Consider the following 24,870-nt stretch of genomic DNA (forward strand, 5'->3'; position numbering starts at 1 on the left):
ACGCTCATGCTTGTTAAGTTATTCCGTTCCGCGCTGCTTGGGGTGATCGTTGCCGGCATTCTGCTGGTCGCTCTGCCCGTGCTGCAATCAAATACGCCGTTGTTTAAAAACAATGAGAGTAATGACAGCCCCCCCGAAAATACGCCGCTGAGTTACTATCAGGGCGTTCGTCGTGCGGCGCCCGCCGTGGTCAATGTATATAACCGCGTTCCCGATCCGGAACGGCAAAATGAACTCAATATCCGTACCCTCGGATCTGGCGTCATCATGAATGAAAAAGGGTATATTCTGACCAATAAGCACGTCATCAATAACGCACAGCAAATACTGGTCGCGCTTCAGGATGGCCGACTCTATGAAGCGATGGTCGTTGGTTCAGACAGCTTGACCGATCTGGCCGTCCTGCGAATCGACGGCGTTTCCCTGCCCGTCATTCCGATTAATCCGGACCGCATCGCGCACATCGGCGATGTGGTGATGGCCATCGGCAATCCCTACAATCTGGGGCAAACCATCACTCAGGGAATTATCAGCGCAACCGGGCGCGTTGGGCTAAGCGCCGCCGGAGAGGATAACCGTCAGAATGGCCGCCAAAACCTGCTGCAAACCGATGCATCGATTAACCACGGCAACTCCGGCGGCGCATTGGTTAATACGCTCGGCGAACTGGTCGGCATCAATACGCTGTCTTTTGATAAAAGCAGCGATGGGGAAACACCGGAAGGCATTGGCTTCGCCATCCCTGTCGCGCTGGCGACCAAAGTGATGGGCAAGCTTATTCGCGACGGTCGGGTAATCCGCGGCTATATCGGAATCAACGGCATACAGATGGAAAACATCGACAGCAAAGGCATTGAGCAGGGAAGATTAAGCGGGATCCTGGTCAAAACGGTCGATCCGGGAGGGCCGGCGGATAAAGCCGGTATTCAGGTCAATGATATTCTGTTGAGCGTTAACAACAAGCCTACCCGCTCGGTCATTGAAACCATGGATCAGGTCGCGGAGTTACGTCCGGGCACCGTAATCCCCATTACCATCGAACGCGATAAAAAATCGATAACGCTGAATATGACGATTCAGGAGTTTCCGGTTAACTGAGATCGCCAAACCGCGCGCCGAAAGTAAAACGGAGACCGGGCGGTCAGACCACCGCCCGGCCCGCGCCGGCTAGTCGCCTGCTTTAACGCGCTCGATATTGGCGCCCAGCGCGCATAATTTATCTTCAATGCGCTCGTAGCCGCGATCGATATGATAAATACGGTCAACCACCGTCACGCCTTCGGCAATACACCCCGCCAGCACCAGGCTGGCCGATGCGCGCAGATCCGTCGCCATCACCTGCGCGCCGGACAGTTTTTCCACACCGTGACAAATGACCGTATTGCTTTCGATTTCCGCCTGAGCCCCCATGCGGATCAGCTCCGGCACGTGCATAAAGCGGTTTTCAAAAATCGTTTCGGTGATCACGCCTGTTCCTTCAGCCACCAGATTCAGCAGGCTGAACTGCGCTTGCATATCGGTGGGAAACCCGGGATGCGGCGCGGTACGGATAGTCACCGCTTTCGGGCGCTGACCATGCATATCCAGGCTGATCCAATCCTCGCCGATTTCAATATCCGCCCCGGCCTCACGCAGTTTCGCCAGCACGGCATCCAGCGTTTCCGGACGGGTGTGGCGGCAGACCACGTTACCGCCGGAAATCGCGGCGGCCACCAGGAACGTTCCGGTTTCTATACGATCCGGCAGGACGCGATATACGCCGCCGCCCAAACGCGCGACGCCTTCAATGGTGATTTTATCGCTCCCCGCGCCGCTGATTTTCGCCCCCAGCGTATTGAGGAAGTTCGCCGTATCGACAATCTCCGGCTCACGGGCGGCGTTTTCGATGATGGTCGTACCTTCGGCCAGCGTTGCCGCGCTCATGATGGTCACCGTGGCGCCCACGCTGACCTTGTCCATGACGATATGCGCGCCTTTCAGACGGCCGTCCACGGAAGCCTTGACATAGCCCTCTTCCAGCGTGATTTTGGCTCCCAGTTGTTCAAGGCCGTTGATATGCAAATCAACCGGGCGCGCGCCGATGGCGCAACCGCCCGGCAGTGAAACCTGCCCCTGCCCAAAACGCGCCACCAGCGGCCCCAACGCCCAAATGGAAGCGCGCATGGTTTTCACCAAATCGTAAGGCGCACAGAATACATTCACCGCGCTGGCGTCAACGTGTACCGAACCATTACGCTCAACGCGGGCGCCCAGTTGGTCGAGTAACTTCATCGTGGTGTCGATATCACGCAACTTGGGCACATTCTGGATTTCTACCGGCTCTTCCGCGAGCAAGGCGGCAAACAGAATAGGCAGAGCAGCATTCTTGGCCCCGGAAATGGTGACTTCACCAGAGAGCCGGGTTGGCCCCTGCACACGAAATTTATCCATAGTAGCGGTTTCTCAATGTTTCAAATCCAATATCACGTCGCATAACTACGGCTTAAAAGCCATTCAGTTTGCGGTCGCGCTGCCATTCTTCCGGCGTATAGGCCTTGATCGACAGGGCATGAATACGGTTATCCGCGATGTATTCCGCCAGCGGCGCATAAACAGCTTGCTGTTTCTTCACCCGGCTCATGTCGGCAAATACGTCGCCCACCACGATGACCTGAAAATGGCTGCCATCGCCAGAAACGTGGGCTTCCTGTAGTGCCAATGCATTCATCAGCACATCTTTAATTTCATTATTTTCCATCGATCTCGATTTCTATGTCAGGGAGATGATAAACAGGATGGTATCTTAGATGAATATGCCGCTATCTTAAATCCCCTTGTGCAACGCCAAAGGGGAGAATTCAGACGCGCACAATCCCGCTCAAGATACGGGGATGATTTCGTTGAGGTTATACAAGGCTATCAGCGTTTTTAACCGATCGCCCGCCCCGTTGATTTTCAGTTCGACGCCTTGCCGGGACTGCTGGTAATAAAAGTGAATCAGCAACGCCAGACCGGCGGAGTCAACCCGATCCAGCCCGGAGACATCCAGCGAGGTTTTATCCGCCAGTAACAGGTCGCGTTGCCGCCAGAGCGACAGCAACGTTTCACGATCCAGCGCGCCCGATAAAATCAGCGTCGATTGCTGTGACTGCCAGTTCAGCGCATTAGCCATTTTTCTACCCAGAATATTTCTTACCCAGATTAGTTTTGCTGATCCAGCGTAATCGGTTGTTTCGCCGCGGCGTTTAACTGCTGGGTCAGACCGTCGACGCCTTTCTGACGCAATGTCGCCGCCCATTCATTTTGCTTGGTCGTGATCATGCTGACGCCTTCGGCAATCATGTCATAAGCCTGCCAGTTGCCGCTCTGACTGTTCTTGCGCCACTGGAAATCAAGACGCACCGGCGGGCGGCCGCCGTTATCAATAATCGTCACGCGGATAGCGATAATGTTGGCATCGCCTAATGGCTGATCCGGGGCAATCTGATAGGTTTGCCCGTGATATAACGCCAAAGCCTGGCCGTATGCCTGTTCCAGATAGGCTTCAAACGCCTTGAAATAGGCATCGCGTTGGGCGGGGGTCGCATCTTTATAATAACGGCCCAGCACTAACGCGCCGGCATACCTTACCTGTACATACGGCAAAAGTTCTTCACGCACTACGTTACGCAGATAGTCGGGGTTTTGTCTGATCCGCGGCTGCTCGGTTTTCAGACGATCGAACGTCTTTTGCGCGGCTTCGCTCATCAAACGGTACGGGTTCGTTTGATCCGCCGCGCTGGCTAATGGTGCGACCACCAGTAAAGCGACCATCAGTAAACGTTTCAACATGCAGGTATCCTCTTATGGATGTGAAGTAACGGGCTGGCCTTGAGGTCCAGGCGCGACGGCCGAATCCGTTGCCGGGGCAGACGTGGCCTGGCCGGTATTATCCTCGCTATTGCCGCCGCTCTTATATAGGAATTGACCGATGAGATCTTCCAGCACCATGGCGGACTTGGTGTCCTGAATCACACCGCCGTCTTTCAGTATTGAGGTGCCCATCTCTTCATCCTCAAAACCGACATTCAATGCCAGATATTGCTCGCCCAGCAGACCCGAGGTGCGGATCGCCAGCGAGCTGGTATCCGGAATATGGTCGTAGCGTTGTTGAATATCCAGCGCTACGCGGGGAAGGTAGGTTTTTTCATCCAGCGAAATGTCCGCTACCCGGCCAACCACCACACCGCCGATTCTGAGCGGCGAATGGGTTTTCAACCCGCCAATATTGTCGAACGTCGCGTACAAACGATACGTCGGCTGGTTTCCGATAGACTTGATATCGGCGACTTTCAGGCACAAAAAGATAATGGCACACAGCGCAATCAGCATAAATGCGCCAACCCAAATTTCACTTTTCTTGGTTTGCATCAACTCAGTTCCCAAACATCAGTGCTGTCAGCACAAAATCCAATCCTAATACCGCTAATGATGAGTGCACGACGGTACGCGTCGTCGCACGGCTGATCCCTTCGGAGGTCGGAATCGCATCATAACCATTAAACAGTGCAATCCAGGTTACGGTAATCGCGAACACGATACTTTTAATCAGGCAGTTCAACAGGTCGTGCCGCCATTCAACGGCGCCCTGCATAGCCGACCAGAAAAAACCGCTGTCTATACCTTTCCATTCGACGCCGACCAGCGCCCCGCCCCAGATGCCGACGGCGACAAAAATGATCGCCAGCAGCGGCATACTGATTAACCCGGCCCAAAAACGCGGGGCGACCACCCGCCGGAGCGGATCGACCGCCATCATTTCCATACTGGAAAGCTGTTCGGTGGCCTTCATCAGGCCGATCTCCGCCGTCAGGGCCGACCCCGCGCGACCGGCAAACAACAATGCCGTGACCACCGGGCCAAGCTCACGCAGCAACGAAATCGCCACCATCATGCCCAAACTGGCTTCGGCGCTATAGGTGGTCAGCACCAAATAGCCTTGCAACCCCAGCACCATACCGATAAACAGGCCGGACACCATAATGATTAACAGCGACTGAACCCCGACGCTGTATAGCTGTTTGATTAACAGCGGCCACTGTTTCCTGAACTCCGGTTTACCCACTAACGCATTAAACAGCATCAGTCCGGCGCGCCCAAAGGAAGCGCAGGTAGAAATTCCCTGACGTCCCAGCGACGCCAACGCCTGTAATAACATGAATTCGTTAACTCCCTGCCGAACCTAACAGCGCGGCTTTATAGTCACCCGCCGGGAAACGGAAAGGGACCGGCCCATCGGCAATACCGTCCAGAAACTGACGCACGCGGGAGTCGTCATTGGCTTGCAATTGCGCCGCCGTGCCTTCCGCCACCACATGCTGGTCGGCAACAATATACGCATAATCGGCGATGCTCATCACTTCCGGCACATCATGGGAAACGACAATACACGTGACGCCCAACGCATGATTCAGTTCATCAATCAGCTTTACCAAGGTTCCCATGGTGATCGGATCCTGCCCGACGAAGGGTTCATCAAACATAATCAGTTGCGGATCAAGCGCAATCGCCCGCGCCAGCGCCGCACGGCGGGCCATGCCGCCGGAAAGCTCGGCGGGCATGAGTTCTGCGGCGCCCCGCAACCCCACGGCCTCAAGCTTCATCATCACCGTGCTACGCAACAGCGGCTCCGGCAAACGGCTGTGTTCACGCAGCGGCCAGGCGACATTATCAAACACATTCAGGTCGGTAAATAACGCGCCGGACTGGAACAACATGCTCATTTTCTTGCGGGCGTCATACAGCGCGGAACGTGAAAGCGTCGGAATATTATCGCCGTCAAACCAGATTTCACCGCTATCTGGCTGCAACTGCCCGCCGATTAAACGCAGCAACGTCGTTTTACCAATACCGGAAGGCCCCATAATCGCGGTGACTTTCCCCTTGGGAACGTTCAGCGTGATATCTGTAAAAATCTGCCGTTCTCCGCGTCGGAAACTCAGCCCGCGGATCTCAACCAGATTGGTATCCTTATGGTTCATTCTCTCATATTCCTTACCGATCAGCGTGTTATCTACGATCGTCAGTTTTCAACCAATAACGGTAATGCGGCTCCATCACTCAATCCTAATGGCTGATATTCGTCAAAGCCCGAGTTTTACAAAAAATTACGGTACGTTCTTATCCAAAGAAGCGGAACAAAAACGCCATAGGTTTTACTTTTTCGCCTCACACAGTCAGAATTAGCGCTAATGATGAAAAACGCTTTTTTGTCGAAAATTCGTCCAGAACGGCTGGTTTATATACCCAAATGAACCGGTGATTATACCTTAATAAAGGACGCCGCATGCTTTTTGCGACAACACTCTTGATTGTTGGCCTGGTATTACTGGTTTATGGCGCCGATCGCCTGGTATATGGCGCCGCGATCCTTGCGCGTTCTTTTGGCATACCGCCGCTGATTATCGGCATGACCATCGTCGGTTTCGGCACCTCCCTGCCTGAATTGATTGTCTCGGTAACCGCCGCGTTAAACCATCAGATCGATATGGCGGTCGGCAACGTGCTTGGCTCCAATATCGCGAATATTCTGTTAATCCTCGGCAGCGCGGCGCTGATTCGCCCATTGACGGTACATTCGGCGCTATTGCGCCGGGAGTTTCCGCCGATGCTGCTGGTCACCGTTTTGTGCGGCTTTTTACTGCATGATAGTTATCTGAGCCGCGCCGACGGCGTGATACTGCTGATCGCCGCCGGGCTGCTTATGCTGCTGGTACTTAGAATAGCACGGCAGGCGCAGCAGGAAGAGGTCGATAGCCTGACCCGGGAACAGTTGGCCGAATTGCCGCAGGAAGACGGCAACCAGACGGTGGCCATTTTATGGCTGATCCTCGGCCTGATTATTTTACCTATGGCCGCCCGCATGGTGATCGACAACGCCACCGTGATCGCCCGCCATTTTCATCTCAGCGAACTGACCATCGGCCTGACGGTGCTGGCGGTCGGCACCAGTCTGCCGGAGTTGGCGACCGCGATTGTTGGCACGTTGAAAAAAGAAGATGATATTGCGCTGGGCAATCTCATCGGTTCGAATATTTTCAATCTCGTGATCGTGCTGGGCGTGCCGGCGCTGCTTTCTCCGGGCGCGCTCAATCCGCTCGCATTCCAGCGCGATTATTGGGTCATGCTGGGAGCCAGCGCGCTGTTGACGGCGCTTTGCCTCAGCAGGAAACGCAGCATCGGACAAGGCGCCGGCGCACTTTTGTTATGTGCTTTCGTTGCCTACCTTTCGGTATTGCTGTTTTCTTAACCAGAACATCAAAACAAGCAGGATTATCCAGGTATGTCACATTTTGAACTACAACCCGGTTTTGATTTTCAGCAGGCGGGCAAGCAGGTACTGAGTATTGAACGCGACGGGCTGGGGCAACTAGACCAGTATATTGACGATAACTTCACCCGGGCTTGCGAAAAGATCTTCTACTGCCAGGGGAAAGTGGTGGTGATGGGCATGGGGAAATCCGGTCATATCGGTTGCAAAATGGCCGCCACCTTTGCCAGTACCGGCACGCCCGCCTTCTTTGTTCATCCCGGCGAAGCCAGCCACGGCGATCTGGGCATGGTGACGCCGCACGATATCGTGATCGCCATTTCCAACTCGGGCGAATCACATGAAATTCTATCGCTTATCCCGGTGCTGAAACGTCTGAAAGTGTTTCTGATTTGCATGACCGGCAATCCCGAAAGCACGATGGGAAAAGCCGCCGATATTCATCTGTGCATTCATGTTCCGCAGGAAGCCTGCCCGCTCGGACTGGCGCCGACCAGCAGCACCACCGCCACGCTGGTGATGGGGGACGCGCTGGCCGTCGCATTATTACAGGCGCGCGGTTTTACCCCGGAAGATTTTGCTTTATCCCACCCCGGCGGCGCGCTGGGCCGTAAACTTCTGCTGCGCGTCAGCGATATCATGCATTCGGGCGATGAGATCCCGCACGTCCCCCATGACGCCTCCCTGCGTGACGCGCTGTTGGAAATTACGCGCAAAAATTTAGGGATGACGGTAATCTGCGGTGCGGATATGAAAATCCTGGGCATCTTCACCGATGGCGACCTGCGCCGGATTTTCGACATGAAGATTGACTTGAACAGCGCCCGTATTGCTGATGTGATGACCGCCGGCGGTATTCGCGTCACGCCGCAAACGCTGGCGGTGGATGCCCTCAATCTGATGCAGTCGCGCCATATCACGTCGTTACTGGTCGCGGAGAACGATCGCCTGCTCGGCATCGTTCACATGCACGATATGCTGCGCGCCGGCGTGGTGTGATCGATCATTTCTGTGTAACCATACCGTACGCGGTGCTAAATGCTGTAGGGTAAGAGAACCAAGGATAAACGTGAATGAGTGAAATCAGGGCGCAAACCGATACCTGTTACGGGCCTGTCGATCGACGGGTACTGGATAAAGCCCGCGACGTCCGGCTGTTGATCAGCGACGTTGACGGCGTATTGTCCGACGGCCTGATCTACATGGGCAATCAGGGCGAAGAACTGAAAACGTTTAACGTCCGGGATGGCTACGGTATCCGCTGTTTGCTGACCTCCGGTATCGACGTCGCCATTATTACCGGCCGAACGGCCAATATGCTCGTCGATCGCTGTAAAACATTGGGGATCACCCACCTTTATCAGGGGCAGTCGGACAAGCTTTTGGCCTTCCGCGATCTGTTGGATAAACTGGCGGTGACGGCCGATCAGGTTGCCTATATCGGCGACGATCTGATCGACTGGCCGGTGATGGCGCAAGTCGGTTTAAGCGTTGCCGTGGCCGACGCCCATCCGTTACTGTTGCCGCGGGCCGATTATGTAACACGTATTGCGGGAGGCCGCGGCGCGGTGCGTGAACTTTGCGATTTAATTCTGTTCTCACAGAATAAGCTGGAGCATGCCAAAGGGTTGTCGATATGAGTAAAACAAAGCGTTGGCTGACAGCCTTGCTGGCTTTGCTGGCTCTCATTCTGATCGGCTGGAATGTAGCCGATCAGGAGGGGCAATCGCCGCCGGAACAGCAGGATACCGCGGTGCCGGTTTATACCAGCGAGAAAACGACGACGCAGGTTTACAGCCCCGCCGGAAAACTCAGTTACCGGCTGGTTTCCGACAAAGCCGAGTATTTTAGCGACGAACAGCTTAGCTGGTTTACCACGCCTGTCGCCACGCTGTTTAACGAACAAGGCACGGCCACCTGGTCGGTACGCGCCGATCGCGCCAAGCTGACCAAAGACAGAATGCTCTATCTGTACGGTCACGTTGAGGTCAATAGTCTGACCAATGACTCACAGTTGGAGCGGATAAAAACGGACAATGCCCAGGTAAATCTGGTCACGCAGGACGTCTCTTCCGACGACGAAGTCACCCTGTACGGCGCCAGTTTCACCTCTAACGGGATGAAAATGCGTGGTAATCTGCGTGAAAAGACAGCCGAGTTGATCGAAAAGGTAAAAACTTCTTATGAAATTCAAAACAAATAAACAGATGCGCAATGCCCTGCTCGCCAGCTCGCTGTTAGCCGTCAGCGCTCCGATCTTCGCCGTCACCGGGGACAGCAATCAGCCCATTCATATCGATTCAGCCCAGCAATCCCTCGATATGCAAGGCAACACGGTGACCTTTACCGGCAACGTGGTGGTCAAGCAGGGAACGATTGAGGTTAAAGCCGATAAGGTTATCGTGATACGCCCGCAGGGCGAGCAAGGCCGCGAAGTGGTTGAAGGCTATGGCAATCCGGTCACCTTTTACCAGATGCAGGATAACGGCAAGCCGGTGAAAGGCCATGCCCAGAAAATCCGCTATGAGCTCGCCAATGATTTTCTGGTGCTGACCGGTAATGCCTATCTGGAACAGATGGATAGCAATGTAAAAGGCGACCGCATCACCTATCTGGTGAAGCAACAACAGATGGAAGCGTTCAGCGACCAGGGCAAACGTGTTACGACGGTATTAGTTCCCTCCCAGCTTCAGCAGAAAGAGAACCCGGGACAAACCTCCACCTCTCAACAACCGAAACCGCGAGTCACTGAATAACGTATGGCAACATTAATCGCAGAAAATCTGGCTAAAGCGTATAAAGGCCGTAAGGTCGTGGAAAATGTCAGCCTGACGGTCAACTCCGGTGAGATTGTCGGTCTGTTGGGCCCCAACGGCGCAGGGAAAACCACGACGTTTTATATGGTTGTGGGGATCGTGCCGCGCGATGCAGGGCGGATCGTGATCGATGATGAAGATATCAGCCTGCTGCCCCTTCACGATCGCGCGCTGCGCGGGATTGGCTATTTACCGCAGGAAGCGTCGATCTTTCGCCGGCTGAGCGTGTATGACAATCTGATGGCGATATTACAGATCCGCAAGGATCTGACCTCGGAACAGCAGGAAGATCGCGCCAATGAACTAATGGAAGAATTCCATATTATTCATTTGCGCGATAGTCTGGGACAATCGCTTTCCGGTGGCGAAAGACGCCGGGTGGAAATTGCCCGCGCGCTGGCGGCGAATCCTAAATTCATCCTGCTGGATGAGCCTTTCGCCGGCGTCGATCCCATTTCGGTGATTGATATAAAAAAAATAATCGAACATCTGCGCGACAGCGGACTGGGCGTGTTGATTACCGATCATAACGTCCGCGAAACGCTGGATGTCTGTGAGCGCGCCTATATCGTCAGTCAGGGGCATTTAATCGCTCACGGCTCACCTACGGAAATTCTGGCCGACGAACAGGTAAAACGTGTCTATCTGGGCGAAGGCTTCCGACTCTGATAGGGTAGGATTTTTTAATTGACGACATAAAATAAATATAAGGAAGTTAGCGCTACATGAAGCAAGGTTTGCAACTCAGGCTTAGCCAGCAACTGGCCATGACTCCGCAGCTACAACAGGCGATCCGTCTGTTGCAACTGTCCACGCTTGAACTGCAACAAGAGATCCAATTGGCGCTGGAAAGCAATCCGTTACTAGAGCAAACGGACAATCATGAAGAAATAGAGTCTTTCGAGACAACCGACAGTGATTCACTGGATACCGGTGAAGCGCTTGAGCACAAGGACATGCCGGAAGAGTTACCGCTTGATGCGACCTGGGACGAAATCTATTCCGCAGGCACGCCGTCGGGCACCGGCACCGATTATCGTGATGAAGAGTTGCCGATCTACCAGGGCGAAACCACTCAGACGCTTCAGGATTACCTGATGTGGCAGGTCGAGCTGACGCCTTTTTCCGATACCGATGCCGCCATCGCCACCTCTATCGTCGATGCCGTGGACAACACCGGTTATCTCACCGTGCCGCTGGAAGATATTCTCGACAGCATCGGCGATGAAAACGTCACGCTGGATGAAGTGGAAGCCGTGCTCAAACGCGTACAGCGTTTTGATCCCGTTGGCGTCGCCGCCCGCGATCTGCGCGATTGTCTGCTGGTTCAGCTTTCCCAGTTTGCGGACGATACGCCTCGTCTTACCGAAGCCCGACTGATTGTCAGCGACCATCTCGATCTGCTGGCCAACCATGATTTCCGCAGCCTGATCCGCGCCACACGGTTAAAAGAAGAGGCGCTGAAAGAAGCATTGGCGCTGATTCAGTCCCTCGATCCCCGTCCGGGGCAGTCAATTAATACCGGCGAGTCCGAATACGTCATTCCCGACGTGCTGGTACGCAAAATCCAGGGACACTGGGTGGTGGAGCTGAATACCGACAGCGTTCCGCGGTTACAGATTAATCAGCAATATGCCGCGCTGGGCAACAGCGCGCGCAGCGACAGCGACGGTCAGTTTATCCGCAGCCATCTACAGGAAGCGCGCTGGTTAATAAAAAGCCTGGAAAGCCGTAATGATACCCTGCTCAAAGTCACCCGCTGCATTGTCGAACAGCAGCAGGATTTTTTTGAACAGGGCGAAGAATTCATGAAACCGATGGTGCTGGCGGATATTGCCCAGGTGGTGGATATGCATGAATCCACGATTTCCCGGGTGACGACGCAAAAGTTTCTGCACAGCCCCCGCGGCATTTTTGAACTAAAATATTTCTTCTCCAGCCACGTAAATACCGACAGCGGGGGTGAAGCTTCGTCGACGGCTATCCGGGCACTGGTTAAAAAATTAATTGCTGCGGAAAATCCCGCCAAACCGCTAAGCGACAGCAAGCTGACCACGTTGCTTTCTGAACAGGGCATCATTGTGGCGCGGCGTACCGTGGCGAAATACCGAGAGTCTTTATCTATCCCACCGTCGAACCAGCGTAAACAACTGGTTTGATCTCAACAGAGAAGGAAGACACTATGCAGCTCAACATTACCGGACACCACATCGAAATTACGGAACCGCTGCGCGATTTCGTGAACACCAAGTTTGCCAAATTAGAGCAATATTTCGACCGCATTAATCAGGTCAATGTGGTGCTTAAAGTGGAGAAAGTACAAAAAATCGCCGACGCCACGCTCCATGTTAATGGCGGAGAGCTGCATGCCACATCGGAAGCGGAAGATATGTATGCCGCCATTGATTTGTTGATCGATAAACTGGCCCGACAGCTCAATAAGCATAAGGATAAGCTTAAACAGCACTGATTTTTCTCCCTGCCGGTTTAGGCAGGGAATCGGCCCGGCCCATGTATCGTATGGGCCGGGCTCACCAGAAGTGAAAGTGTCGTTAAGTGAATATAAAATGAACAACGTTCCCGTTTTGCAACTCAGCACAGTGTTACGTCCCGAGTGCGCCCGTAGCTCCGTCCATTGCCAAAGTAAAAAACGGGCATTGGAAATCATCAGCGAGCTGGCGGCCAAACAGCTTAATCTGTCTTCACAGATTATTTTTGACGCCCTTCTCACCCGGGAGCGGATGGGCAGCACCGGCATCGGTAATGGCATCGCCATTCCTCACGGTAAGCTTGAGGATGACAATGCGCTGGGAGCCGTTGGGGTATTTATCCAGTTAGAACAGCCTATCGCCTTCGATGCGATTGATAACCAAGGCGTTGATTTACTTTTTGCCTTGCTGGTTCCGGCAGAACAATGTAAAACCCATTTACATACTTTATCGCTTGTCGCCAAACGATTGGCCGATAAAACCGTGTGTCGGCGCCTACGCGCCGCGCAAAGCGATGAAGAACTCTATCAGATTATGACGGAAGCCGGTTAGCTCAGGTGATAGTGATGCTTATGATGGATGGCGATATGCGCGGTAATAATCGTGTCCCGACAATTTATGTTCCGACAATTGATTGTGAAAACAATGGCAATAGCCGTTCTCCATCACGTAGCCAAAGGGGAGTCGTCAGATGGTGCTGATGATCGTCAGTGGTCGTTCAGGCTCAGGAAAATCTGTCGCTCTGCGCGCGCTGGAAGATATGGGGTTCTACTGTGTAGACAACCTGCCTGTAGTTCTGCTGCCGGAATTGGCCAGCACGCTGGCCGAGCGCAATATCTCCGCCGCGGTCAGCATTGACGTACGCAATATGCCGGAGTCGCCGGAAATATTTGAGCACGCGATGGCGCAACTGCCGCAAAGTTTCTCGCCGCAGTTGCTGTTTCTGGATGCCGATCGCAATACATTGATCCGCCGTTACAGCGATACCCGCCGTCTGCACCCGCTGTCCAGCAAGAATCTGTCGCTGGAAAGCGCTATCGATGAAGAGAACGATCTGCTGGAGCCGCTGCGCTCGCGCGCCGATCTGATTATCGACACCTCTGAAATGTCGGTGCATGAACTGGCCGAAATGCTGCGTACCCGCCTGCTTGGCAAACGGGAGCGCGAGCTGACCATGGTGTTTGAATCTTTCGGCTATAAGCACGGCATCCCGATCGATGCCGACTATGTGTTTGATGTGCGTTTCCTGCCCAATCCCCACTGGGACCCGAAATTACGTCCGATGACCGGTCTGGATAAACCCGTCGCCGCCTTCCTCGATCGGCACACCGAAGTACATAATTTTATCTATCAGACCCGCAGCTATCTGGAACTGTGGCTGCCCATGCTGGAAACCAATAATCGCAGCTACCTGACGGTGGCGATTGGCTGTACCGGCGGCAAACACCGTTCCGTTTACATCGCCGAGCAGTTGGCTGATTATTTCCGCTCGCGCGGCAAAAACGTACAGTCCCGCCATCGCACATTAGAAAAACGTAAATAATGACCATCAGACAAACGGTGGAAATCAAAAACAAGCTGGGCATGCATGCCCGGCCAGCCGTGAAGCTGTTTGAACTGGTGCAAAGCTTTAATGCGGAAGTCATGTTGCGCAATGACAGCGGTACGGAAGCCGAGGCCAGCAGTGTGATCGCCATGCTGATGCTGGACTCGGCCAAAGGCCGTTTCATTGAAGTGGAAGCCTCCGGCCCGGATGAAGAGCTGGCGCTGGCAGCCGTGATTGAGCTATTCGAAGCCGGATTTGACGAAGAATAAAGGCATTCACAGACGTTCATCATCTTCGTGACGGCGATCGCTTTCCTTTCTGCTGAGAAACACCTACTCTTTCCAGACAACGCTTTTTTTATACACACCCCCGCTCCACTGGCGCGGGGGTGTTGCTTTTTTGTCATCTGGAAATAAAAACTGGAGAGGAGTATGACGAAACCCAACCTGACAATCAGTGAATTGGATGCGGAACGTCTGGATATGTTACTGGAGCAGCCCGCCTTTGCCGGCAGCGATATCGCCCAGGCCCTGAACGACGAGCTTGATCGGGCGGAAATTTTACCTTCCGTCAATATCCCTGCGGATGTGGTCACCATGAACAGTCGGGTACGTTTCCGCGATCTGAGCGCTAACGAAGAACACACCCGCACGCTGGTTTATCCGGCGGCAGTGCAAGACAGCAAGGAACACTTGTCCGTCATGGCGCCGCTGGGCGCGGCATTGCTGGGCATGCATGTGGGCGACACCATCGTCTGGCGGTTGCCGAACGGCGACGAGGCGCATATCGAAGTGCTGGAACTGCTTTATCAGCCGGAAGCGGCGGGCGAGTATCACCGCTAAACGGCGATAACGCAGAGAAATGACAAACCGTCGGACAACGCCGACGGTGACGGTCGCAAGATCACATCGCTGTCATGCCGTTTCCGCTTATTCCCCCGCGATCTTCATTTCAGGCAGCAACACCGACCCACACTGAATATTACTGCGCGTTTCGATGTCATTGCCGATCGTGACGATGTTGCGCAACATGTCTTTCAGATTACCCGCGATGGTGATCTCACTGACCGGATATTGAATTTCACCGTTTTCCACCCAGAAACCGGAAGCGCCGCGGGAATAATCGCCCGTCACGCCGCTGACGCCCTGCCCCATCAATTCAGTGACCAACAGTCCTTTCCCCATCTTCCTGAGCAGGCCGTCAAAATCCAGCCCTTGTCCCGCAATGCGCCAGTTATGGATACCTCCCGCATGTCCGGTGCTTTTCATGCCCAGCTTGCGAGCGGCGTAGCTGGTCAGCAGCCAGGTTTGTAACACGCCGTCTTTCACAACCTCCCGCTGCTGGGTGCGCACGCCTTCGCTGTCGAACGGCGTCGATGCCAGCCCTTTGCGTAAATGCGGCAATTCCTCAATCGTCAGCCATTCCGGCAAAATCTGCTGGCCCAGTTTATCCAGCAGGAAAGTCGATTTACGGTACACGCTGCCGCCGCTGATGGCGCCGACCAAATGGCCGAACAGCCCTGTCGCCACTTCCGCGGCGAACAGTATCGGCGCCTGCATGGTTGGAAGTTTGCGCGGCGACAAACGGGATAAGGTGCGGCGCGCGCACTCTTGCCCGACCCACTCGGGGGTTTTCATATCATCCAGCGAACGGCCGATGGTATAGGCGTAATCGCGCTCCATATCGCCATTCACTTCGGCGATCACGCTACTGGACATGGAATGGCGGCTGGAGCAATAGCTTTGCAGCATGCCGTGGCTGTTGCCAAACACTTTGATACCGTAATGGCTGTTGAAACTGCCGCCTTCGGTATTGGTGATTCGCGTGTCGGCCTTCAGCGCAGCCTGTTCGGCGCGCGCTGCCAGTTCAATACCGCGCTCCGCATCCAGCTCCGCCGGGTGAAACAGATCCAGATCCGGGGCTTCAAAGGCCAGCAACTCTTTATCCGCAGGCCCGGCGAAAGGATCGACGGAAGTGTAACGGGCAATATCCAGCGCCGCCTGCACCGTACGGGCGATGGCGTCCGGGCTGAGATCGGTTGACGATGCGCTGCCCTTGCGCTGCTGGTGGTACACCGTGATGCCCAGCGCGCCGTCGCTGTTAAATTCAACGTTTTCAACCTCACCATAGCGGGTGCTAACGCCAATCCCCGTCGTTTTCGACACGGCGACTTCCGCCGCATCAGAACCCGCACGGGCCAGTTCCAGCGCCTGTGCCACCGCCTGTTCCAGCGCTTTACGCTGTTGTGCAACCTGAGTGATTATTGTCATCGTTCTGCCATAATGAGTGAAAAAACCAACACACCTGCAACTTGAAAGATGAAGGGGTTAAAAAGGTGTAGCATAATGCCTCTCAGTCTAACAGGATCGGCGAATAATTTCGCACAAAGCCCAAACCTGTTAGGATCGGCCTCTTTATTATGGCGGGCGACCAGCCTGCAACTTTCAGGGCCGCGGCCAGCGGCGTTAACGATTTATCCTGAAAATTTTTTAGGAACCAACCATGAACAACAAACCCGAAGACTGGCTTGATGAAGTCCCGGACAATAACGCAGAAGACGACGATGATGAAATCATCTGGGTCAGCAAAAGCGAGATAAAACGCGATGCCGAAGCGCTGAAAGAACTGGGCGCCGAACTGGTTGAGCTGGGTAAAAATGCGTTGGAGAAGATCCCGCTGGATGACGATCTGCGCGCGGCGGTTGAACTGGCGCAACGCATCAAGAAAGAAGGCCGTCGTCGCCAGTTGCAACTGATCGGCAAAATGCTGCGCGCTCGCGATCCGGAGCCGATTCAGGCGGCGCTGGATAAACTGAAGAACCGCCATAATCAGCAGGTTGTGCTGTTCCACAAGCTGGAACTGCTGCGCGATCGTCTGGTGGCGGAAGGGGATGACGCCATTCCGGATATTCTGGCGCTTTACCCGAATGCCGATCGCCAACAGCTACGTTCGCTGGTGCGTAACGCCCAAAAAGAAAAAGCGGCCAATAAGCCGCCAAAATCCACCCGCCAGATTTTTCAGTATCTGCGCGAGCTGGCGGAAACCAGCGAATAGGCGGGTAATAAAAATCCGCGGTGGCGGCGGCCTGTAGCGGTGGCGGCAGATAGCCGCCAATAAAAAAGAGCGGTCTAAATCGCCGCTCTTTTGCCCGGGAAACAACCGATCCCGGCATTGAATGCGCTTAGCGCCGACTAACCACATTCAGCCAGCCACGCCAGGCTTATCCTCTGCCGATAAGAACGTTACCGCTGGCGGCGTCAACGCCGTTCATGCGGGATAGGGTAAAGACGCGCATGGCCGCCTCCAACAAATCGGCCTGCTCGGCCAGCGAATTGGTTGCCGATGACGCCTCTTCAACCAGTGCGGCATTCTGCTGTGCGACCTGTTCTAACTGCGTCACCGCGACATTGACCTGCCCGATCCCCTGACTTTGTTCTTCCGAGGCCAACGAGATACCGGCAATTAATTCCTTCACTTTATTCACTTCCGCCAGCAATGTTTCCATATCATTGCCGGATACCGAAGCCAGCGCCGAGCCTTGCTGAATTTTATTATCGGTGTCTTCAATCAGCTCTTTGATTTCCTTGGCCGATGTCGCGCTGCGCTGCGCCAGATTACGCACCTCGGACGCCACCACGGCGAAACCTTTCCCGGCTTCACCGGCGCGGGCGGCTTCCACTGCGGCATTCAAGGCCAGAATATTGGTCTGAAAAGCAATAGAGTCGATAACACCGATAATGCTTGAGATCTTCTCCGAGCTTTCCGAAATATCATGGATGCGGTTAACAATATTGGTAATATTGCTGCCGTTCTTTTGCGCCAACGCGGCCATATTTTCCGTCATCCCCGTCACCAGTCTGGTATTTTCGGTATTTTGTTTTACCGACGAGGTCAATTCTTCCATGCTGGCGGCGGTCTGCTCAATTGATGAAGCCTGTTCTTCCGTCCGTGACGATAAGTCCTGGTTACCAGCGGAAATCTGGCGAGTCCCGACCGAAATGACTTCAGACGACTCTCTGACATCTGAAACAATGACTTTCAGCGACTGCTTCATATCCTCCAGCGACGTCAATAATCCCCCCATTTCCGTTTTCGGCTGATGCGGAATTTCCAGGGATAAGTCGCCTTTTGCAATCAGGCTGAAGAAATGTTTAGCCTCGTTGATCGGGGTGAAAATAATGGTGCTCACCAGAATTTTCGCCAAAATAATCAAAACGATAGTTAACGCAATCGTCGCGATGATAACGCCCATGTTGATTTTATAGGAATGCAACGAATGGTCGATTTCCCGATCGCCCAACTCCCTGGCGAAATTGGAAAACTCGCCAATGCTTTTCTGAAGCGCCTCGCCTTTATACGACACCGTTGTGGTCATCAACTGGTAAAAAAGATCCAGGTTACCTAAATCCAGCGCCTGCTGCGCAGGAGCGATACCCTCTTTCATATAGGCATCATAGGCTTTCTCAATATTGAGACGCAGCTGTCGGCCATGTTCCGTCACCGGGACAATGCCGCGTAACGCTTCCATATGTTGATTGGCTGACTTTAAGTAACTGTTAGCCTTCTCCTCCATGATTTTCGTATCTTTTCCATCTTCCCTGGCCATGGCGATATGATAAGAAACGATCCTTCCGCTTAATAAATCAGCATATAATTCATAGACAGGGTTGAGCTGATCGCCTTCAATTCTGTCGATGGTGTACAGCGCATTTTTACTTTTTGTCAGCGCATTAAGACTAAAAGCGCTAACACAGATAAGCGAAAGACTGAACAATCCAATAATTATTGTCAGCCCCAAGCTTATTTTCACTTTCTTAAACATTGCCCACCTCTTAAAATATTAACAACGGTGTCTATCGTCCATCGTCGATAGATCTTTATCACATATTATTTATTTGGGATGATCATCCATTAAGTTAAATAAACTAAGCCAATAGTGTTATATTTTTATAAATATATAGTATATATCACCAGATAGCTTATCTTTAGCATTGCAATAGTTTCACACGTAAATTGTTGAATAATTATTAATTTTTGCCACGTTAATATTAATGCTTCACATTATCAATCAAGAGGAAAATATAAATATCTTAAAGAGAATAATATGGATAAAAATATAATCGGCCCAGCGTCCGCCATTAAATAGGACCATGAGAAAAGTCAGGAAAATATCCTAATGACAGGAAAAAATATTGAGAAAATATCCTGATTTATCTTTTAAGAAAAATAAAAAAGGCGCGAGCCTATCGCAGCTCGCGCCTTTTTAAGCAGACCATATTCAGCCGGTAATTAGGCTGTTCCGCCCACGGTAAGGTTATCCAGCTTCAGCGTCGGCTGTCCAACGCCAACCGGCAGGCTTTGCCCCTCTTTGCCACACACGCCCACGCCTTTATCCAGCGCCAAATCGTTTCCTACCATCGAGATCTGTTGCATGGCTTCAATGCCGGAACCAATCAGCGTGGCGCCTTTCACTGGCGTGGTCACTCGACCCTTTTCAATCAGATAAGCTTCCGACGTGGAGAACACAAACTTACCGGAAGTGATATCCACCTGACCACCGCCAAAATTCGGCGCATACAAACCGTATTCAACGCTGGCGATAATCTCTTCCGGCGTTGATTTTCCAGCCAGCATATAGGTATTGGTCATACGCGGCATCGGCAGATGCGCATAAGATTCACGGCGGCCGTTACCGGTCGGAGCAACGCCCATCAGGCGGGCATTCAGTTTATCCTGCATGTAGCCTTTCAGAATGCCGTTCTCAATCAGCACGTTATACTGTCCCGGCACGCCTTCATCATCCATAGCCAATGAACCGCGACGCCCTTGCAGCGTGCCGTCATCAACCACCGTACAAAATTCGGACGCCACCTGTTTGCCCATCTGGCCACTGAATACCGAGGTTCCGCGGCGGTTAAAATCGCCTTCCAGACCGTGCCCGACCGCTTCATGCAACAGCACCCCCGGCCACCCCGCGCCCAGCACCACCGGCATCGAACCTGCCGGCGCGGCGATCGCCGACAGGTTTACCAACGCCATGCGTACCGCTTCTTTGGCCCAGGCTTCCACGCGGACTTCGCCGTCGACGATTTCCCAGAAATAGTCATAACCGCTGCGCGATCCACCTCCGCTGGCGCCGCGTTCACGCTTGCCGTCCGCTTCGACCAATACGCTAATAGACAGACGAACCAACGGGCGAACATCCGCCGCCAGCGTACCGTCGGTGGCCGCCACCAGCACTAACTCATACACGCCGGTCAGGCTGGCGGTCACTTCCTGCACGCGGGCATCGGCGGCGCGCGCCACCGAATCGGCCTTTTGCAACAACGCGATCTTGTCTTCACGGCTCAGGCTATCCAGCGGATTAAACTGGGGATAAAGCGCACGGTGAGAGACCTCACCCAGCGTATGCGCCGTTCCCGCCCCCTGTTCGCGCACAATGCTGCGAGCGGCCTGCGCGCTTTGCTGCAACGCATTCAGCGTGATCTGGTCGGCATAGGCAAAACCCGTTTTTTCGCCATTAATGGCGCGGATCCCCACGCCTTGATCGATATGGTAGGAGCCGTCCTTGATGATGCGATCTTCCAGCACCCACGACTCATGATAGCTGGACTGAAAATAGAGGTCGGCATAATCCAGACGACGTTCGTTCAGCAACCCCAGCACAGAGGACAGATCCTGAAGATTCAATTTGTTTGCGGTGAGTAATTGCTCACTGACAAAAGACAGACTCATATTTTTTCACTCTTTATTAGATGAAATCGGGTGAACGCGCCGCGGATGCCATTGATGTCTTTACTTCCGACTCGGCTCACGCAGCACTTCCTGAATCTTCGGCTGATCGAGGCTACCGGTAATCTGGTAGCGGATCAGCGAAATCTTGTTCCATAACGGCGCCAGCACCTTGCTGGCGGCGAACACGGCGGCGCCCACCACCGGATTCACGACAAACGCCGCCGCCACCCCTACCGTGGCGGAGATTTCCGGCGCAATAACCGCTTCCATATTAACCTGACGCCTCACCAGATCGACATCGCCTTTCATGGCGATATCCGCTTCCAGACCGTCGACCAGCATATCATCAGTATGCAGAACACCGTCTTTAATCCATGCGGTGCTGCGAATAGAATCAAAATAGAAACCGCTGCCAAAGGTGTCGCTAAAATCAAGCCGCAGCTTACGCAGCAAAGCGTCAAAGCTTATCAAACGCAGTAATTGCCCCGCCTGACCGGTTCCCACATCGGCGATTTCCCCCTTGCCGATACGCGTATGCAGAATACCGCTCAGGCTGGCGACATCCGGCTCCCAGGGCGTTCCGCGCCAGTAAAGATCATAATCGACATCAAAAGAGCCGGCGCGCAGCGGCGTATCGACGCCAAACCAATCCGCGTTCTCCACCAGACTCGCGCCCGACAGACGCCCTTTCAGGGCGGTACGGACGCCTTGCGTATTTTCCTGCCAGCTGCCATTCACCGTCAGGCGGGCTTTACCGGTATCAATGAGGCCATCGCTTAAGGTCAGTTTCCCTTTTTCGGGCTGCAACGTTCCCTGAATTCGCCCCAGATTCTGCCCGACAAGCCAGCACTGCCGGCAATTTATCTGTAATGCCGGCCAATCCTCAAAACTGATGCCGGGATCGTTCAGCGGTGATTTTTTCTCAGCCAGCACAACCGGATTGGTGGCTTCATTCCCTTTCCACTGCGGGTTGTAATAGAGATAGCGGATATCACTGCGCCATATCCCGCGCCGCGGTATATCAAGCGTCGCATCGATCTCCCGCCCCCGCGCCTGAACCTCGCTGCCGCTCAGCGTATCCTTACGGCTAATCGCTAGATCGTGCCACCGCTGCCCCAACAGCTGAAGCTCAGGCGTTCGCACGGTGACGTCCGTCGGGAAACGGAAGCGACCGGCCGTTTCATTAGCGTTCAGCGATGAATGCGCAGACGGCAGCAGCCCGAGCCAGCGTTCGGCATCCAGCGGCGGCAGGTCGAGAACCAGCGCCGATGCTTGCGGCAGCGACGGCAAGGCGTCAGCCCCGGTCTGCCAACGGCCTCGCGCCAGCGTTACCGCATCGCCTTTCAGCAACCATTGACTGTTGAACGACTGGTTCTTGCCAAGACGGCCGTTCAGCGCAAATCCGTTCAGGTCGCCTTTCGCTTTAACCTGCAATGGCAAACGCGCCCCCGCCGCCTTATCCAGCGGACTGGGTAAGTGACTGCTTACTTTATCCAGATCGGCGTCGATATCCACGTTATACGTCGTTTTTCCCTGATAGGGCAAACTGACGGCAACCGTACTTTTCCAGTTCGCCGTACCCGCAATTTGACTGACCAGCGGTTTCGGTATGCCGGGCAAACGAGAAGGCAGCCACGCGCCCTGAAGCCCTACGTTAACCTGGAAGGCGCTTTCCTGCTCTTCCGTGGTGAAATCCACCGTGATGGGCTGATCCAGCCAGTTGGCTTGCAGGGTTTCACTACGCAGGTTACCGTTGTCATAATGGAATTTACCGCTAAGGTTCTTTATCGTGGTGGTTAATGGCTTGATATAAAGGCTGTTATTATTCAAGGCGATATCGCCACTGGCCTGAACCTCGTCTCCCGCCAGCGGGATATCCAGATGCAGCGTTCCGTTAACCTGTCCGCCAAGCTGTAATTCTTCCAGCGCCGCACCCAACGAAGATTTCAGCGGCGTTTGTTGAAAATAATTCCCCACCTCAGGCCCCGGACCGCTTAACTCCCCGTCAACCAGGAGTTTTTCTTTGGCATAATCAGGCACCACCGCACTGATGTTCTTGCCTTCCACTTTTCCCAGCCAGGCCTGCGGCGCAAACATCCACAGGCCGTTATTGGCAAAGTCCAGATTAATATCCAGCGGCGTCAGGGCAGGCCAACCCGGTTGGAACTCAAAGGTGGCATTTTTAACCGGCACCCAGACTTCAAAGTGTCCTTCGTTATGCACATAGGGGAAATTTTGCGGATCGCCGGCAAAAATCAGCGTGCCATTATCCACCTGGCCGCCTTTGAGCGCGCCGCTTAAGTAATCCACCAGCTCTTTACCCATAAAGGGTTCAGGATAATAGCGCCAGGCATCCGCCGCGTCGGTCAGCCGCAAGCCCGCCAGAATATCCAGTTTCGGCGCCCCCTTTTCAGGGTGCTGATAACGGAAATCGCCGTTGGCCCACAGCGATTTGGCCTGAACATCCAACCCATGACTCCACAGCTCCCACCCGCGATCGTTATAGCGCCAGTTGATGGCGCCGCTGGCCTGACTGATTTCCAGAGGCGCGCGGAACATCCCGTTGTTCGGCAGCGTGCTGTTCGTCAGCCCCAAATCCAGCTGGCCGTGTTCGACGCTGCCGCTGACGGCGCCGGAAAAGCGATCCACGCCCGGCAATCGCTGCCATGCCTGCCAGCTTACGTCATGCCATCGGGCCTGAAAGCGGCTTTTCTCCGGCTGTTGCAGGGGAATGTCCACCGCCAGCGTACTAAGCCGGCCCTGGGGTTGCAGCGACTGCCAGCGTTCCTTTAACGCCGGCGTCGTGGTGGACAATAGCGGCAGCAGCGCGCCAAAACGCGCCAGATCCAGATTGCTGGCGCGAATGCGTAATTCTTCCTGACGATCCGGCCCCAACATCGGTTCATTTTTAGGCAGCCACAGCGCCGCAAGCCGGCCTGTCGGCCAGGGGACGCCATCGGTCGCCATGTTCAGCGCAGGCACGGCAAGCTGCCAGCCATTTTCCTGACGGCTAACGTGCAAAACCATATCGTCAACGTTCAGGCGATGCCTATCCTGACCTTCGCCCCAGGCGGCGGTTCCCTGACGAAGAAACACATCGCCGCTATAAATATCGCCCTCGCGCACGTTAAGCCAGGCGGCAAGGCTGAAATCAGCGCTTTCCAAACCGGTGTTATGCTTCATCCAGCGGCCGAACCAGGGCTTCATATCAATATTGTCGGCCTGCAAATACAGCGTGCCGTTATTGAGCACCCCCTGATCGTCATGCAAATCCATTCTCATCTGCACCACGCCATGCTGACCGTTAAAACTCGACAGGCTGATAAGCCCTTCGGCGCGATGGCGCTTAGACGAGTTCAGCCAGGTCAGTTGGGGAATACTGAATTCAGCGCGCGCGCCGGATGGCGTAAGAAAAGAGATATGGCTGTCGCGCAGATCGAAATGATCGAACTGGCGCAGGAAAAGGTCGCTCAGCTTGCCCGACTCCAGCAGGTCGCCATCCTCACGCGTTCCGGACAGCGTGGTATTGAGATCAAGCCGTAGCTGATGGAAGGTGAGATCGCGGAACTGCCAGCGTCCATGCAGCAATGATTGCCAGACATCCAGCGCCAGCGTAATACGTTCAACCCGCCAGTCCGACTCCGGCAGGGAAGTCTGAAAATTTTCAATTTCCAGCGTGGGGCCGAAAGACTCCCAGCGCCCTTGCAGCGAGCCGATTTCCAGTGGAACCCCGGCGGCGGACTGCGCCCATTCCACCAGCTGTGGCCGGAAGCGATCGAGCTGTGGCAGCACCAATCTTAAACCGCTGACTAACAGCGCAACAATCACAATAAGAGTGGCGCCCGTGGCTAATAATATTCCGGGCAGTCGCCTCACGTATTTCTCCTTGTTTTCGTCACCGACGACGAGCGAAAGCCGCTTTCATTGGGGTATCGGGGGAGTATGCCGTCTCCAGCCATGCGCGTGTATGAAAACACCCGCCGGTCGGCGTTGTCG

Annotated in this window: 25 protein-coding genes; 14 read left to right on the top strand and 11 right to left on the bottom strand. The window is 54.2% G+C overall.

All coding sequences use genetic code 11. The features are described 5' to 3' along the window. Positions 1–6: 6 nt before the first annotated feature. Positions 7–1,098, top strand: a complete 1,092-nt coding sequence (gene degS / locus HOY33_RS11660; RefSeq protein WP_172290367.1) for an outer membrane-stress sensor serine endopeptidase DegS — start codon at positions 7–9, stop codon at positions 1,096–1,098. Between the two features lie 69 nt (positions 1,099–1,167). Here degS and murA read toward each other — a convergent pair whose 3' ends face one another. The 7 genes from murA to mlaF form a co-directional block, all read right to left on the bottom strand. Beyond that, on the bottom strand, positions 1,168–2,430 hold the full coding sequence (murA, locus tag HOY33_RS11665) for a UDP-N-acetylglucosamine 1-carboxyvinyltransferase (RefSeq protein WP_172290368.1): 1,263 nt from the start codon (positions 2,428–2,430) through the stop codon (positions 1,168–1,170). 52 nt (positions 2,431–2,482) lie between these two features. Next, positions 2,483–2,737 carry a BolA family iron metabolism protein IbaG gene (gene ibaG / locus HOY33_RS11670; protein WP_172290369.1) on the bottom strand — a complete coding sequence of 85 codons (255 nt, stop codon included), beginning with the start codon at positions 2,735–2,737 and terminating at the stop codon, positions 2,483–2,485. 120 nt (positions 2,738–2,857) lie between these two features. Beyond that, a complete protein-coding gene (gene mlaB / locus HOY33_RS11675) occupies positions 2,858–3,151 on the bottom strand; it encodes a lipid asymmetry maintenance protein MlaB (RefSeq protein WP_172290370.1) in 294 nt (97 codons plus the stop codon). Between the two features lie 29 nt (positions 3,152–3,180). Continuing rightward, positions 3,181–3,810: a phospholipid-binding protein MlaC gene (mlaC, locus tag HOY33_RS11680; RefSeq protein WP_172290371.1), complete on the bottom strand. Its 630-nt coding sequence runs from the start codon at positions 3,808–3,810 to the stop codon at positions 3,181–3,183. A 12-nt stretch (positions 3,811–3,822) separates the two neighbouring features. Continuing rightward, positions 3,823–4,389 (bottom strand): outer membrane lipid asymmetry maintenance protein MlaD, encoded by a 567-nt coding sequence (mlaD, locus tag HOY33_RS11685; RefSeq protein WP_172290372.1) that lies wholly within the window; start codon positions 4,387–4,389, stop codon positions 3,823–3,825. A gap of 4 nt (positions 4,390–4,393) precedes the next feature. Further along, on the bottom strand, positions 4,394–5,176 hold the full coding sequence (gene mlaE / locus HOY33_RS11690; RefSeq protein WP_172290373.1) for a lipid asymmetry maintenance ABC transporter permease subunit MlaE: 783 nt from the start codon (positions 5,174–5,176) through the stop codon (positions 4,394–4,396). Between the two features lie 7 nt (positions 5,177–5,183). Next, positions 5,184–5,999 carry a phospholipid ABC transporter ATP-binding protein MlaF gene (gene mlaF / locus HOY33_RS11695; protein ID WP_172290374.1) on the bottom strand — a complete coding sequence of 272 codons (816 nt, stop codon included), beginning with the start codon at positions 5,997–5,999 and terminating at the stop codon, positions 5,184–5,186. Positions 6,000–6,304: 305 nt separating this feature from the next. On the opposite strand from mlaF, the gene HOY33_RS11700 reads away from it, so the two are divergent. The 12 genes from HOY33_RS11700 to rnk all read left to right on the top strand — a co-directional run bounded on the left by HOY33_RS11700 (position 6,305) and on the right by rnk (position 14,981). Further along, on the top strand, positions 6,305–7,267 hold the full coding sequence (locus HOY33_RS11700) for a calcium/sodium antiporter (RefSeq protein ID WP_172290375.1): 963 nt from the start codon (positions 6,305–6,307) through the stop codon (positions 7,265–7,267). Positions 7,268–7,300: 33 nt separating this feature from the next. After that, complete coding sequence (gene kdsD, locus HOY33_RS11705; RefSeq protein ID WP_172290376.1) at positions 7,301–8,287, top strand: arabinose-5-phosphate isomerase KdsD; 987 nt, start codon at positions 7,301–7,303, stop codon at positions 8,285–8,287. 74 nt (positions 8,288–8,361) lie between these two features. Beyond that, on the top strand, positions 8,362–8,928 hold the full coding sequence (gene kdsC, locus HOY33_RS11710; protein ID WP_172290377.1) for a 3-deoxy-manno-octulosonate-8-phosphatase KdsC: 567 nt from the start codon (positions 8,362–8,364) through the stop codon (positions 8,926–8,928). Then, positions 8,925–9,491, top strand: a complete 567-nt coding sequence (lptC, locus tag HOY33_RS11715; RefSeq protein ID WP_172290378.1) for an LPS export ABC transporter periplasmic protein LptC — start codon at positions 8,925–8,927, stop codon at positions 9,489–9,491. The genes kdsC and lptC overlap by 4 nt, the downstream gene beginning before the upstream one ends. Next, positions 9,472–10,044 (top strand): lipopolysaccharide ABC transporter substrate-binding protein LptA, encoded by a 573-nt coding sequence (gene lptA / locus HOY33_RS11720; protein WP_172290379.1) that lies wholly within the window; start codon positions 9,472–9,474, stop codon positions 10,042–10,044. The genes lptC and lptA overlap by 20 nt, the downstream gene beginning before the upstream one ends. Positions 10,045–10,047: 3 nt before the next feature. Continuing rightward, complete coding sequence (gene lptB, locus HOY33_RS11725) at positions 10,048–10,773, top strand: LPS export ABC transporter ATP-binding protein (RefSeq protein ID WP_172290380.1); 726 nt, start codon at positions 10,048–10,050, stop codon at positions 10,771–10,773. Between the two features lie 56 nt (positions 10,774–10,829). Continuing rightward, positions 10,830–12,263 carry an RNA polymerase factor sigma-54 gene (gene rpoN / locus HOY33_RS11730; protein WP_172290381.1) on the top strand — a complete coding sequence of 478 codons (1,434 nt, stop codon included), beginning with the start codon at positions 10,830–10,832 and terminating at the stop codon, positions 12,261–12,263. A 23-nt stretch (positions 12,264–12,286) separates the two neighbouring features. Then, complete coding sequence (hpf, locus tag HOY33_RS11735; protein WP_172290382.1) at positions 12,287–12,574, top strand: ribosome hibernation promoting factor; 288 nt, start codon at positions 12,287–12,289, stop codon at positions 12,572–12,574. Positions 12,575–12,671: 97 nt separating this feature from the next. Then, positions 12,672–13,145 (top strand): PTS IIA-like nitrogen regulatory protein PtsN, encoded by a 474-nt coding sequence (ptsN, locus tag HOY33_RS11740; RefSeq protein WP_172290383.1) that lies wholly within the window; start codon positions 12,672–12,674, stop codon positions 13,143–13,145. A 139-nt stretch (positions 13,146–13,284) separates the two neighbouring features. Next, entirely contained in the window at positions 13,285–14,136 is an 852-nt protein-coding gene (gene rapZ / locus HOY33_RS11745) for an RNase adapter RapZ (RefSeq protein WP_172290384.1), read from the top strand. After that, a complete protein-coding gene (gene npr / locus HOY33_RS11750) occupies positions 14,136–14,408 on the top strand; it encodes a PTS phosphocarrier protein NPr (protein WP_172290385.1) in 273 nt (90 codons plus the stop codon). The genes rapZ and npr overlap by 1 nt, the downstream gene beginning before the upstream one ends. 162 nt (positions 14,409–14,570) lie before the next feature. Then, positions 14,571–14,981 (top strand): nucleoside diphosphate kinase regulator, encoded by a 411-nt coding sequence (gene rnk, locus HOY33_RS11755; RefSeq protein ID WP_172290386.1) that lies wholly within the window; start codon positions 14,571–14,573, stop codon positions 14,979–14,981. Positions 14,982–15,068: 87 nt separating this feature from the next. Here rnk and pmbA read toward each other — a convergent pair whose 3' ends face one another. Continuing rightward, a complete protein-coding gene (gene pmbA / locus HOY33_RS11760; protein WP_172290387.1) occupies positions 15,069–16,409 on the bottom strand; it encodes a metalloprotease PmbA in 1,341 nt (446 codons plus the stop codon). A gap of 232 nt (positions 16,410–16,641) precedes the next feature. Between pmbA and yjgA the strand changes: the two genes are divergently transcribed. Further along, entirely contained in the window at positions 16,642–17,193 is a 552-nt protein-coding gene (yjgA, locus tag HOY33_RS11765) for a ribosome biogenesis factor YjgA (protein WP_172290388.1), read from the top strand. 166 nt (positions 17,194–17,359) lie between these two features. Here the strand turns inward: yjgA and HOY33_RS11770 are convergent, their stop codons facing one another. The 3 genes from HOY33_RS11770 to yhdP all read right to left on the bottom strand — a co-directional run bounded on the left by HOY33_RS11770 (position 17,360) and on the right by yhdP (position 24,750). Further along, positions 17,360–18,961, bottom strand: coding sequence for a methyl-accepting chemotaxis protein (locus tag HOY33_RS11770; RefSeq protein WP_172290389.1), 1,602 nt, complete (start codon positions 18,959–18,961; stop codon positions 17,360–17,362). Positions 18,962–19,428: 467 nt separating this feature from the next. Next, entirely contained in the window at positions 19,429–20,874 is a 1,446-nt protein-coding gene (gene tldD, locus HOY33_RS11775; RefSeq protein ID WP_172290390.1) for a metalloprotease TldD, read from the bottom strand. 60 nt (positions 20,875–20,934) lie between these two features. Further along, positions 20,935–24,750: an AsmA2 domain-containing protein YhdP gene (yhdP, locus tag HOY33_RS11780; RefSeq protein WP_172290391.1), complete on the bottom strand. Its 3,816-nt coding sequence runs from the start codon at positions 24,748–24,750 to the stop codon at positions 20,935–20,937. Between the last annotated feature and the right edge of the window lie 120 nt (positions 24,751–24,870).

This window comes from Brenneria sp. hezel4-2-4 (genome assembly GCF_013155275.1).
Taxonomy (GTDB): Bacteria; Pseudomonadota; Gammaproteobacteria; order Enterobacterales; family Enterobacteriaceae; genus Brenneria.